The sequence below is a fragment of the Chloroflexota bacterium genome (assembly GCA_016219275.1).
GTDB lineage: Bacteria > Chloroflexota > Anaerolineae > UBA4142 > UBA4142 > JACRBM01.
Genome location: JACRBM010000088.1, coordinates 135,235 through 148,383, shown reverse-complemented (window position 1 = coordinate 148,383; position 13,149 = coordinate 135,235). Strand labels below are relative to the sequence as shown.

The 13,149-nt window shown below is 56.7% G+C and carries 13 protein-coding genes; all 13 read right to left on the bottom strand.

Annotated elements, in window-relative coordinates; translation table 11 throughout:
• Positions 1-2: 2 nt before the first annotated feature.
• Positions 3-962, bottom strand: coding sequence for a GNAT family N-acetyltransferase (locus tag HY868_24070; protein MBI5305229.1), 960 nt, complete (start codon positions 960-962; stop codon positions 3-5).
• The gene (locus tag HY868_24065) at positions 959-1,522 is read right to left on the bottom strand and encodes a 2'-5' RNA ligase family protein (protein ID MBI5305228.1); all 564 of its coding nucleotides are present in this window, start codon (positions 1,520-1,522) and stop codon (positions 959-961) included. The genes HY868_24070 and HY868_24065 overlap by 4 nt, the downstream gene beginning before the upstream one ends.
• Before the next feature lie 107 nt (positions 1,523-1,629).
• Positions 1,630-3,303, bottom strand: a complete 1,674-nt coding sequence (gene nagZ, locus HY868_24060) for a beta-N-acetylhexosaminidase (protein MBI5305227.1) — start codon at positions 3,301-3,303, stop codon at positions 1,630-1,632.
• Between the two features lie 117 nt (positions 3,304-3,420).
• Entirely contained in the window at positions 3,421-5,382 is a 1,962-nt protein-coding gene (locus HY868_24055; protein ID MBI5305226.1) for a hypothetical protein, read from the bottom strand.
• 87 nt (positions 5,383-5,469) lie between these two features.
• Positions 5,470-5,652 (bottom strand): hypothetical protein, encoded by a 183-nt coding sequence (locus HY868_24050; protein MBI5305225.1) that lies wholly within the window; start codon positions 5,650-5,652, stop codon positions 5,470-5,472.
• Positions 5,653-5,712: 60 nt separating this feature from the next.
• The gene (locus tag HY868_24045) at positions 5,713-6,690 is read right to left on the bottom strand and encodes an ABC transporter ATP-binding protein (protein MBI5305224.1); all 978 of its coding nucleotides are present in this window, start codon (positions 6,688-6,690) and stop codon (positions 5,713-5,715) included.
• A 4-nt stretch (positions 6,691-6,694) separates the two neighbouring features.
• The gene (locus HY868_24040) at positions 6,695-7,771 is read right to left on the bottom strand and encodes an ABC transporter ATP-binding protein (GenBank protein ID MBI5305223.1); all 1,077 of its coding nucleotides are present in this window, start codon (positions 7,769-7,771) and stop codon (positions 6,695-6,697) included.
• Between the two features lie 4 nt (positions 7,772-7,775).
• Entirely contained in the window at positions 7,776-8,663 is an 888-nt protein-coding gene (locus tag HY868_24035; GenBank protein MBI5305222.1) for an ABC transporter permease, read from the bottom strand.
• Positions 8,664-9,689 (bottom strand): ABC transporter permease, encoded by a 1,026-nt coding sequence (locus tag HY868_24030; protein MBI5305221.1) that lies wholly within the window; start codon positions 9,687-9,689, stop codon positions 8,664-8,666. It abuts the gene before it with no gap.
• Positions 9,690-9,753: 64 nt separating this feature from the next.
• Positions 9,754-10,503 carry an SGNH/GDSL hydrolase family protein gene (locus tag HY868_24025; protein ID MBI5305220.1) on the bottom strand — a complete coding sequence of 250 codons (750 nt, stop codon included), beginning with the start codon at positions 10,501-10,503 and terminating at the stop codon, positions 9,754-9,756.
• A gap of 130 nt (positions 10,504-10,633) precedes the next feature.
• Entirely contained in the window at positions 10,634-11,098 is a 465-nt protein-coding gene (locus HY868_24020; protein MBI5305219.1) for a GNAT family N-acetyltransferase, read from the bottom strand.
• Positions 11,099-11,271: 173 nt separating this feature from the next.
• Positions 11,272-12,111, bottom strand: coding sequence for an ABC transporter permease (locus HY868_24015; protein MBI5305218.1), 840 nt, complete (start codon positions 12,109-12,111; stop codon positions 11,272-11,274).
• Between the two features lie 63 nt (positions 12,112-12,174).
• Positions 12,175-13,128 (bottom strand): ABC transporter permease, encoded by a 954-nt coding sequence (locus HY868_24010; protein MBI5305217.1) that lies wholly within the window; start codon positions 13,126-13,128, stop codon positions 12,175-12,177.
• Positions 13,129-13,149 lie beyond the last annotated feature (21 nt).

Below are 13,149 nucleotides of genomic sequence, written 5' to 3'. Positions count from 1 at the left end.
CCTCACAAATTTTTCGCGAGCATCGCATACTCGCGGTATGGCGTGAATCCAAACTTGCGATAGAAATCTACCAGATCCGTCCAGTCAATCACACAGCCGCGCACACCTTGATCGCGCAGATGATTCAGTGTGGCGTCGAGCAACGCGCGTCCGTACCCTTTGCCGCGCGTGTCCTTGCTCACGCCCAGCGGTCCGAGTTGTCCCCAGGGTCGCGGCAAGCCGTGCATGTAAAATCGCTCAATGGGTCGTTCGGAATCTTCGAAAGTCAAACGCGCAAAGCCAGTAATAACGGAACGGGTAAGTAGTAATTGGTAATCGGTAATGCGTCCACCGGTACGCAGAAATTCTTTGTACTCATAATACCAACGATTCGGAAATTCGCGCGCAAGAAATTCGAGAAGCGAGGAGGTGTCGTCGTGAGCGGCAAGGCGGATGGTTAGGTCGTTGGGTGGTTTAGATAGTTGGATAGTTGGGTAGTTGATCAGATCGCGCGCGACGTCCCAGACACGCGCACTACCGATGCGTTCAACAAAACCGCGTCGCGTGAAAAATTCTACGTTGCCCAGTTCGGTCGGATAGCCGGGCGCGAACGGACAAAGCCCGCCGCCGAGGCGCGCGCGCGCGCATCCTTGCTCGCGCAACCATCGTTCCGCCCACCCAAGCAATTCGCCGCCGACGCCGCGACGTTGAAATTCCGGCGCAACCGCGAGCGCGTCAATCCAGCCGACCTCGCGCGGCGAAGTTTGCGGATCGTTCGGCAACGCACTCGCGAGAATAAAACCGATTGGCACGTCATCGCGCAACGCGATACGCCCGGCTTGGATCGCGCCAGTGGGCACGCGTGTGTTGTACGCGACAAAGCGCGCGTTGATTGCGAGATTCGCGCCGCACGCGGCATTCCACCTCGCGGCGAGGTGGTTTGTATCGTCGAAACCGAATGAGCGAAACGAAAACGTGTTCATGGCAAATCGAAGGAAGCGATCCTTTCGTACTCTTGCGCGCCGAGTTGGTGCGTCAGGTCGAGCCGGCGCACGCGCAGTTGAAGATCTATGGTCGGATCGCGTGGAATCAAACGCGGCGCGTTGCCGTTGGAAAATCGCGCGAGAAAAATGTGTGGAATCCAGGTATCGCGCGTGAAACCGTGCGTCGTGAATCCCAGCGCGCGCGCGATCGCACCGATGTCGTCGTAGAGGCGATAAAGTGTGGCGCTCTTTTCAACCGCCAGCCAAACAACACTGCTGTCAATCAATTGCGCACTCGTGCCAATTTCGAGGCGCAAAGTTTGGAGCGTGAACGCGCGCAATGAACGGCAATACGTAGCGAGCTGATGATGCAACGCGTTCAGATCGGTTACGCCGTCGAGGTACTGCACGGTGCAGTGTGGTGCGCCCGCCGGTACACCGCCAAGCTGGATCGCCGCGCGCGCGAGTTGCGCGACCAATGCGAACATGTCGTCTTGTACGAAACGCGCCAGGACAAACGCGCGTTGGGCAAGGGGTTCCGGTGAAAATTCAATTTGCATTCACGCAGTCGCCGTGATTGGGTGGTTGCGAGCCGACGATGAATTCGAATTCGTCGTTAGACCGCGCTGCGCGCCCCAGGTATGGTGTTCCGCATTCTCGCGACTAGTCATCGTACGCTATCTCCCACGCGATACAACCCCGGCAACTCGACCGGCAATTTGCCTTGCGCTTTAATTTTGCCCGACAACACATCGGCGAGCGCATCGAGCATCGGCGGATTCGCGCCGTAGATCGCGAGGTACGTCGGCGCGTCCGGCAACGCGAGCAAATCGTACGGCGAACGCGTCGCGACGACAATCACCGGCGCGTTCAGCTTGAGCAACGCGTTGACGAGTTCAACTTGCTGTGGATTCTTCGCGACATCGCTCGTCGCAACGATGACGACACGACCATCCTGCGCGGTTTGTTTCACGCTCACGATTTCGGCTTGGGTCGGCTGCGCTTTGACTTGCATCGTCGTCGCGCCGAGGCGATTGCCCAACTTGTACGCGCCGGTTTCGACGACGAGCAAACCTTGCGAAGAATTCGAAACCTTCGCAAGGTTATTCGCCTGATCGCGCACGAGCGTGACCGCCTGCCGCGCGACCTCACGCGAAAGAGTTTTATTCTCAATCGAACCGACGGTATCGGCGGTCGGCGGTCGGCGGTCGGCGGTCAATAGCCCAAACTGTTCCTTCGCGCGCATCACGCGCCGCAGCGCGTCGTCTACGCGCGATTCGGGCATGTCGCCGCGGCGCACCGCGTCCACGAGCGCGGCGTGTGCGTCGCGATGCATCGTGTAGCCGGTTTGGAATAGCAAAATGTCCGCGCCGGCTTGTAGCGCGGCGACTGCGGCTTGCGGCGCGGGATATCCGCTCGTCGCGAGCGCGCCCATCGTCAACTCGTCCGTCATCACGAGACCGTCGTACTGCATGTCGCCGCGCACCAAATCGGTGAGCACGCGCGGCGAAAGCGTCGCGGCAAGTTTCGGCGTTGGATCAATCGCGGGAAAGGTGACGTGCGCGGACATGATCCCGGCGAGATTGTTTTTCATCGCCGCGCGAAACGGTAGAAACTCGACCGACTCTAAACGCGCGCGGTCGTGCGGCACGGACGAGAGCGCGACGTGCGAATCCACCGATGTGTCGCCATGCCCGGGAAAATGTTTGCCAATCGCGATGACGCCCGCGCCTTGCATTCCTTCGATGAACGCGACGCCAAACTCGGCGACGCGCATGGGATCGGAGCCGAACGAGCGCGTGCTGATGATCGGATTCACCGCGTTGTTGTTCACGTCGAGGTCGGGCGTGAGATCCATGTTGAAACCGAGCGCGAGCAGTTCCGCGCTGAGCGCGCGCGCGATGCGCCGCGCGTTTTCGGCGTCGCCGGTCGCGCCGATTGCCATTTGCCCGGGAAACTCGGTGAAACCCTTGTCCTCGCGCAAGCGCGCGACGACGCCGCCTTCCTGGTCAATCGTCGTGAACAAGGCAGGGTCGCCCATGTCGCGCGCGGCGGCTTGCAAATCGGCGTTGAGTTGCGCGACCTGGGTCGGCGATGCAACATTGCGGTCGTAAAAAATCACACCGCCGATGTGCAGTTGTTGAATCACCGCGCGAAATTCCGGCGTCAAGGTTGTGCCGTCAAAACCGACGAGCATTAGTTGTCCGATTTTTTGATCGAGAGACATGGTATCCATTTTCGATTTTTGATTTCCGATTTTCGATTGGGGTGTGGCAAGCGGAGGTTGTGTTGACGAGCAACCGATCAATAACAAACTAACGAGCGTGACGAACCTGAGCATCGCATCCTCAAAAAGGTGATGCGTGATTACGCAATACGCAATTCGTAATACATATAGCGTATTCCGTATTGCGTATTCCACACTGCGTATCACGCATCACGCATCACGTCTTACAACTTACTTGATTTCCCATTTCTCCGCGTAGAACGGCACGTACTTGCCTTCGTTCACATCGTACCACGTGAGTGGCGGATACATGAACGGGGCGAGCACCGCGCCGATACCACTCACCGTCGCGTTGCTGTCGGTGGCAAACGCGTTCAAGTTTGCCTTTGGTGGTTGGATGTATGGGTACGACGTCTTGAATTCTTTCGTCTTGTTCGTCGCGCTCGGCTTGAGTTGACCGCTCAAGAATTGGCGCGCGACCGGCGAGTTGTTCTGATTGTTCTTGTAAATCTTGTCGTCTTGCGGCAACCAACCGGTGACGCGCGTCTTGGTGTCAATCGGGTCGGTGAGGTAACGTTCGAACATCATCAAGACAGGCAGTTGTTCGTTGAACATGCTCACGACATCGGCGACGTAGGGTTTTTGCGCTTCCACGTCAAACCCTTCCGCCATCTTGTCCACCCACTCTTTGATGTTGATCTCTTTGCCATCCGCGGTCTTTTGCTTGAACGGCAAGTTGATGCCGCGTTCGCCTTCCGCACCTTCGGGATTGTTCTTCCAGCCCGCGCTCACCACCCCCGGACGCAGGTTGTAATCGAACGAGACGTACGGGTGAAAGTAGGTGAAGCGGAAACCAATGTCCATCGAGATTTGGTACTTGCCCGATTTGTGCACATTCGTGCGTTCGGACGATTGGTACGGCTTGACCGTGATCTTGATGCCGAACTTGGTCAATTGTTGCGCGACATTTTCAGATGACGCGAGGTATTCGGTGAAATCGGCGGGCACGCTCAATTCGTACTCCATCTTTTTGCCCTTGTCGTCCACCCAGATTCCATCGGACCCTTTTTTGAAATTGAGCCCGGTCAACAACGCTTCGGCTTTTTTCACGTCCGCGTCGTACGTGTTAAGTTTGGCGAGTTGCGCGGCGGAAAGCCAGGTCGGCACGGCGGCATCGGTGAACCCCGCTTCGTACTTGACCGGGCGGCACGCATCGCCGAACGCGACCTTGCAGTTCTCGACACGATCAATCGCGTACGCAAATGCTTGGCGGACTTCTTTTTTGTTCAGCGGATACACGTCGTTGTTAAAGTACATGCCTGGACCGTTCGTCCCAGGTCCGCCAAGGACGACCATGTAACTGCCGACCGCGCGAATCGCTTGCAAGTTTGCGGGGCTGTACGCGTTCGAGGAATAGTCCATCTCGCTCGACAGGTACAACGGCATATCCTGAACGGTATCGCCCCAGTAGACGGTCACTTTATCGAAATCAATCTTGTCGGCATTGAACCCGGTCGCGTTCTTGACCAGAGTGAGCTGCGCTTCGGTGATGCTCTTGGGATCAATGTTGTACGGACCGTAGACGACCGCGCTCGGCGGACGGAACGCGAGCATTTCGTCCAACACCTTGGTCACATCCGTGCTCTTGCGGTCCGCATTCTTTTTGCGGAAATCGGCGGCGGCGTCCATCCACTTGCCGTACTGCGCGTACGGGCGCGTCACTTGCGAACGCACAATCGTGTCGAGAATCGCGGGACCCGGCGTCTTGATCATGAAATCAATCGTCGTGTCATCTTTCGCGACGACATCGGTGAGCAAGTTCCAGGTCGAGCTGGACTGCAGCCACAAAATGTCGTACGTGCCGACAATATCTTTCGTCGTAAAGTTCGAACCGTCGCTCCACTTCATTCCTTTACGAAGTGTCACCGTCAACGTAACTGGCTTGGGACCAGCGACGGTCGGCGCAACGGCGGCTTTCGTCGGTTCGGGCGCTTTCGTGGCAGCCGGCGCAGTCGTCGGCGCGGGGGCTTTGGTTGGTTCCGGCGCTTTGGTGGGCACGGCAGTTGGAGCCGGCGCCTTAGTCGGTTCCGGCGCTTTCGTCGGTGGAACCGGCGTGGCGGTCGGCGCGGGCGCACACGCGACGACTAGGACAAACACAGTGAGCAATGTCAGAACGAGCAATAACTTTCGCATTTTCTCTCCTCCTCAAATTTAGTGGTTGGAAGTTGGGTAGGTAAGGTAGTTGGGTGGTTAATGTGGATTGCACCTCCTTTAGTAAAATCATCCGCTCGCGCGTTTGACGATGATGGCGATGAGTGCGAGCATCACGAGACCGATTATAAACGAGGTCACGGTAATGACAAATTCCGCCGTCCCAGGTTTTTCAAAAAATAAGAGCGCCCCGGAGACGAGCGTGAAAAAGAGTGCGATGCGAAACCAGGCGAGACCGAGTTCGGGATTCATAAGTCGTTGGGTAGTTGGGTGGTTGCGTAGTTGGATGGTTCACTCGAACCACCCAACCACCTAACCACCTTTCACCAAATGGCAAGCCACCATTGCCCCATTCGCCGCACGCAACTCTGGCACGTCGCGCACACACACATCGCCGACAAATTGCGGACAGCGCGGATGAAATGCGCAGCCGGTCGGCAAGCGCATGAGACTCGGCACATCCATACTGCGGAGTTGGATTTGTTTTTTGTGCCGCGTCACTTCGGGATCGGCTTCGGGAATCGCGGAGAGCAAAACCTGGGTGTACGGATGCTGCGGATGCTCGACCAATTCGCGCGCGGGCGCAAGTTCGACCAAGCGACCCAGGTACATCACGCCGATGCGCCCTTCCCATGCGAAATATTTGGCGAGCGCGAGATCGTGCGTGATGAACAGCACCGCCAATCCCATCGCCTCTTTCAATTTCGTCAGCGTGTTGAGCAGACTGATGCGAATCGAAACGTCCACCATCGAGACTGCTTCGTCCGCGATGATGAACGACGGCGCGACGGTCAGCGCGCGCGCAATTGAAACGCGCTGGCGTTGTCCGCCGGAAAGTTGATGCGGAAATTTTTCGAGAAAATCGTCCGGCGGCGTGAGATCAACCAGTTCGAGCAACTCGCGCACGCGTTGACGCGTCGCCGCGTCGCCGCGCGTGAAACCGTGATGGCGCAACGGTGCGGCGATGATATCCTGAATCGTGTGCGTCGGGTTGAGCGACGAGTACGGGTCTTGATGCACCATCTGCACGCCCAGCCGAAATTGTTTGTGCTCGCTTCCGCGCAATTTGGCAATGTTTTGCCCGCGATACAAAATCTCGCCCGACGACACGGGTAGAACGCCGGCGATCATTTTGCCGGTCGTCGTCTTGCCGCAACCCGATTCGCCGACGAGGCAGAGGATTTCGCCTTCGTTCAATGCGAACGACACATCGTCAACGGCTTTGATCGTTTGGCGTTTGACTTGGAATGTACGCGTAACTTGCTTAAGAATGATGATTGGGTTGGACATAGATTCACGCCTTGAACTTTTCTAACGATTGTCGCGCATTCCGCCACTGCCAGCACGCCACCTGATGTCCCGCGGCGATTTCTTCGAGTTCGGGTTCATCGCGTTTACATTTTTCGTCGGCGAGCGGACAGCGCGGGTGGAACTTGCACCCGGTCGGCAATTCGATGAGGTCAGGCGGCGAACCTGGGATCGAAGTCAAATCCTCTCTCGTGCCTTTAAGCGTCGGCACCGCATTGATCAACCCAATCGTGTACGGGTGCGTCGGCTGCTTGAACGTCGTCGCGACATCCGCGAGTTCGACGACCTTGCCCGCGTACACCGTCGCGACGCGATCCGCGAGTTCGGCGGCGAGCGACAAATCGTGCGAGATAAAGATGAGCGAGAAATCGAGTTTCGTTCGCAACTCTTTCAACACATCCATGATGTTGCGTTGTGTGAGAATATCGAGTGCGGTCGTCGGCTCGTCGAGAATCAACAATTGTGGTTCGAGTAGCAAACTCAGCGCGATCAACACGCGTTGCCGCATGCCGCCGGACAATTCGTGCGGAAATGATTTCCACACGCGGTCTGGGTCGAGCCGCACCATTTTGAGCAATTGCTCGGATCGTTCTTTGAGCGCGCGCCCTTGCACGTAGCCGTGCGCCTTCGACGTGTCCGCGAATTGCTCCGAGATACGCAGAACTGGGTTGAGCGCGTTGAGCGCGGACTGGAACACCATCGCGCATTCTTTCCAGCGAAACTCGCGCAGTGCCTTGCCTTTGAGCGTGAGCGCGTCAATCGTGTTATTGTCGCGGCGATAGATCGCTTTGCCTTGCGTAATTTTCGCAGTCGCGGGCAACAACTGCACGACGCCCAAGCCGAGCGTCGTTTTGCCGGAACCGCTTTCGCCGATGAGCGCAAGTGCTTGTCCGCGTTGCACGTCGAACGACACGTTGCGAATCGCGCGCACCTTGCCGCGCTGCGCGGCGTACTCGATAGAGAGATTTTGGACGGATAAGGTTGGTTGCATAATTAGAAGTTGGAGGTTGGAGGTTGGAAGTTGGAGGTTAGAATCCAATTTCCAACCTCCAACTTCCAACATCTAATCAAACGCTTGTTCGCAATCTGGGATTGAACACTTCTTCGAGCGAGCGCGCGAAGGTGATGAGCGCAAGTTGGAACAACACGATCGCGCCCATCGGTGCGAGGATGCTCCAGGATGCCGACGCGGTGAACAGCACACCGCGCCGTTCCGCCGCGCTAATCATCACGCCCCAGTTTGAGCTAGAGTACGGGACGATGCCGAGAAACACGAGGCCGGTCTGTTGATAAATCGCGAATGTCATTGTGAAAATCATCGAGACGACGATGAACGACATCATGTTCGGCAAAATTTCGCGGAACACAATGTCGCGTGTGCCCAAGTCGAGCATCGTCGCGGCTTCGATGTAATCGCGTTTTTTCAGCGACAACACTTGGGCGCGCACCTGTCGCGCCAGTCCGGGCCAATCGAGAAGCGCCATCAAAATCGAAAGCGTCACAATGTCGTTCAACTTGATCACCGTCGCGATGACCGCGAGCAAAGGAAATTTCGGAATCGTCAACCAGATGTTAACAAGTTCCATCATCATGCTATCGAGCGTGCCGCCAATGAACGCGCTGATCGAACCGACCGTCACCGCAATCGTGGTGGCGATCAACCCAGTGAGAAACGCAATCGTCACAATGTCCTTACCGCCATTGATGACCTTGCGCAGATTGTCTTGTCCCTGAAAATCAGTGCCGAGCCAATGCTTGAGCGACGGACCTTGATTGATGTCGGCAACGTTCGCGGACGTTTCGGGGGGCCAGATCAACGGACCGAAAAGCGAGAGCAAGACGATGAGCAGCGTCATCAGAAATCCGAACATGCCCATCTTGTTGCGCGCGAGGAGTTTGAGCGTTTTGCCGGTTTCGCGCAGAGTGCCGATGAAAAAATCGCGCCACGCGTTCATCTAGTTGCCTCCGCCCGCGATGCGAATGCGCGGATCAAGCCAGCCATAGAGAAAATCGGCGACGAGATTCGCGGCGACAACGGAAATCGTAATGACGAGGAAGACGCCTTGCATCACCGGATAATCGCGTTCGGAAATCGCGCGCGCGAGCAAAAAGCCGACGCCGCGATAGGTGAACAAACTTTCGAGCAACAGCGAGCCGCCGACCGCGAAGCCAATCGAAATCGCAAGACGCGTGAAGAGCGGCAGCGTCGCGTTGCGCCCGACGTACGCGGTGAGGATACGAAAATCGCTCAAGCCGCGTGCGCGCGCAACCGTCACATAATCTTCGCCGAGCGTCGTGATCGTATTGCTCTTCATAATTAAAATCCACGAACCGACCGATGCCAGGACGTAGACGAGCAACAATACTTTGACGTGCGTGAATGCATCGGCGAAGAATTCGAACGAGAATTCCGGTTGAATGCCGGGCGATAGCGCGCCACGCATTTCGGAAAGCGGCACGAGTTTCCACGTGACGTTCAACAGCAGAATTGCGAGCAGACCGATGAGGTACGGCGACACGGCATCGAGCATGGCGGCGAGATTACTGATGAGGTGGTCAATCCATGAATCGCGTGTGTATGCGATGATCGCGCCGAGCGCAATGCCGAGGACAAACGTGATGAGGAGCGACAAGCCAACACTGAACAGCGTCCACGGCAAAACTTGGACGACTAGATCGGTAACAAACAGCCCGCGCGATTTGTACGATCTGCCGAGGTCGCCGCGCGTGACATTGGCGAGATATTCCAAGTACTGTTCGTGCGCCGGCGCGTTGAGATTGATGCTAAGTAGCGATGCGGCTTGCGTGCGCGCGTCGTCCGCCGACATGCCTTGCGCGGTGAGGTCTTGAATCAAAATGTCCACCGCGTTGCCCGGCATCGCGCGAATCACAAAAAATGTGATCGTCGTGACGAGCCACACGGTGAACAGCGCTTTGACGATGCGGCGCAGGATAAAATTGTTTGTGATGCGCTCGACCAGCGTCCAAAGCGAAAACACTTGGGGTTGTGCTTGAGAGGTGACTGCCATAGATGACCTCGTTTTATCATTTAGCAAGCGTGACTAACAAACGCTCTAATTCGACATTCAACGCGGCATAACCGCCTTGATTGATGTGCAACAAATCAATCCGATATTCTGAGCGAACCACACCTTCACCATTTGCAAGGATCGCAAAACCATCAAAGACGATCACACGCTCACTTGCCAACGAACGAATGTAAGCATTAACGTCGGCAATCGCCTTGGCGACATCGTCCGACCAAAACAAGCGCCGTTCCAACGGAACCTGCCCTGATGGAAAAATGGTGGTCAAGATAACAGTTGCATTCTGTGCAACCGCCTGGTCAACAATTCGCTTGATGTTCGCTTTGCAATTTGCGATAATATTATCTTTCCGCTCAGGAAAAAGCGGGATCGTCTTGAGATCGTTGATACCGACTTGGACAACAACGACTCGCGGGCGCAATGGAGCAACATGAGCATCAAACCGCGCGGCGACCTGTGCCGACGTTTGCGCGCCAATCCCGCGATTTACAATTTGAAAAGGAACATTCTCCGGCGGCGTCCACGCAAAAGCCCGTGAATCGCCAAAGAACACCAGAATCGGTTTGTCAATGCTCACAGGTGTTTGAATCGGATAAGCATCTAACCCAAGCGGATTGAGACGAACGGCGTTCAATTCTTTGTAGTAATTATCGCCCTGCTGAAAAAGCACAATGTTGAAAAAAACAGAACTGAGCAATCCTACCCCAAGTGCAATCAATCCAAGATCTTTTATGTGCCCAGATTTCATCATCCCAACCTAATGTGCAATTTCCGGGTTGTCATTTCGAGGAGCGGTTTTCGCGACGAGAAATCTCGTTGTCGTCAGAGACGAGCGATTTCTCGCTACGCTCGAAATGACAAACAAGTTGCACGCGGCATTATCCCAGTCTCTTCCAAAACACCAACTCGCTCACACCTTGTACCACATAATCATCTAGTTTGCCAACTTGCTTGTATCCCAACCGCGCGTAAAACTGTTGCGCGTCGGTGTTGAAATCCGACACGAGCAGAAACAGATCGCGCGATTGCGCGTGCGCTTCCGCGAATTCCATCAACGCGCGCCCCACACCACCGACGCGCGCATCAGGACGCACGCCGATGAGCTGGATGTACGCACTACGATTGAACGCGCCGCGCGCGACCAGCCACACAAATCCCAGTACCTCGCCCGCGCGTTCCGCAACAAAAATCGTCGCACCGCTCGCGAGTCCGCTCGACAATCGTTCGGCAAAACTCGCTTCGGTTACGTCGTAGCGTTGCCACAACGGCGTCGCGGCAACCCAGCGCGCGATGCCGGGAATGTCGGCGGGGATGAGTGGGCGGATGGTCAGTTCGTCAGTCATTTCTTCTTCATCCGCGATGGGGCGATTGAAATCGCCTTTGTGGGCGTCTCGCCGGGCGTCCGCCTGCGCGGACGCGCTTTCGCCCGCGCACTATAGCCCCGTAGCGAAGCGGAGTGGGGGCGGGCGACCAGCCACCGGCTCACGCGGGGCAATTTCAATTGCCAATTCGCGGATCAATACTTTAATCGCGGATCGAGCGCGTCGCGCAAGCCGTCACCGAGTAGATTGAACCCGAGCACACCGAGCATGATCGCCATGCCGGGCGACACCGCCATCCACGGCGCGATCTCCATCATCCGCCGGCTCTCGCTCAACATACTGCCCCACGACGGTTGCGGCGGCTGCGTGCCCAGACCCAGGAATGACAACGCGGCTTCGGTCAGCATCGCCCACGAGAGCGCGAGCGAAACCTGGACGATGATCGGCGCGACCATGTTCGGCAAAATGTGACGCGTCAAGATACGTAAATGCTTTGCGCCGACGCAACGCGCGGCGGAAACGAATTCCATCTCCTTCGTTGCGAGGACCGGACCGCGCGCCACGCGCGCAAAGATCGGCGTGTAGACGACGGCAATCGCGAGAATCGTGTTGTTCGCGCCCGGACCGAGCGCGGCGACAATCGAAAGCGCGAGCAGAATCGCGGGGAACGCAAAGAACAAATCCATCACGCGCATAATCGCATTGTCCGCGATCCCGCCGGCGTATCCAGAGAGCATTCCAATCGTGGTGCCAAGAAGCGTGGCAAGCGAAACCGCGAGTAGCGCGATCCGCAGCGAACTCGTCGCACCGTGCATCAACCGACTGAGAATATCGCGTCCAAATTCGTCCGTACCGAGTAAATACTTGGCGTTCGGTTCTTGCAAACGATCCGGCGCGCGTTGCTCGATGGGTGAGTACGGCGCGAGCACACCGGCAAACGTCGCGACGATCAAGTACAGCGCGACGAGCACGAGACCGATGACCGCGCTTTTGTAGCGGAGGAGGCGGGGGAGTTTACGTTTCGATGAATTCATAATCGTTATGTGACCGCTCTGCCCGCCGCATTCCATCTGCGGTCGGCGGTCGGTCGGCGGCGGTCAGTCGTACCGAATCCGCGGATTGACGAACGCGTACGCGAGATCGGCGAGCAAATTGATGATGACAAAATTGAACGCGATGAACACGACCGCGCCTTGCACAATCGCGTAATCGCGTTGGCTGATGCCGTTGAGCAATAGTCGTCCGACGCCGGGCAACGCGTACACTTCTTCGACGACAATCGCGCCGCCGAGCAGATAGCCCATCTCGACGCCGACGAGCGTGATGACGGGGATGAGCGCGTTCTTCAAACAGTGTACGGTGATGACTGTTTGTTCTTTCAAACCCTTGCCGCGCGCAGTGCGCGCGTAATCCTGGAACAATTCTTCGAGCAGCGAGGAACGCGTCGCGCGCATCACCGAAGCCGAGAACGCCAAGCCGAGCGTGATCGCCGGAAATAAAATTTGTTGCAGATTCGCGAGCGGATTCTGCGTGAACTCGGTGTAATTGCCCGAATTCGGAAGCATGCCGAGATAAAGCGATAAACCCAGGATGATGAGCGTGCCAAGCCAAAAATTCGGCAATGCCAAACCGACGAGCGAGAACAAACGCCCGAATAGATCAATCAGCGAATCGCGTTTGATCGCGGAGATGATGCCGACCGGTAAACCGATGAGCAAACCGATAATGACCGCGCCCAGCGCGAGTTCGAGTGTGAGCGGAAAGCGATTGAGAATTTCGCCGAGCACCGGTTGTCCGCTTCGCACCGAAAACCCCAAATTGCCTTGGAGCGCGTTCGTCAACCAAATCCAGTACTGCTCCGGCAATGACTTGTCCAGTCCATAGTACGCCCGCAACGCCGCGGCTTGGACCTCGGTCAGTTTGTACTGCGTGCCAATCATCGCGCTGATCGTGTCACCGGGAATTAGACGCATCACCAGAAACACGATGATCGAAATGCCGAACAAGGTTGGCACGAGCGCGATGAGGCGCTGTAAAATAAATCGTTGCATCCCAGATTTCAGATTTCAGAT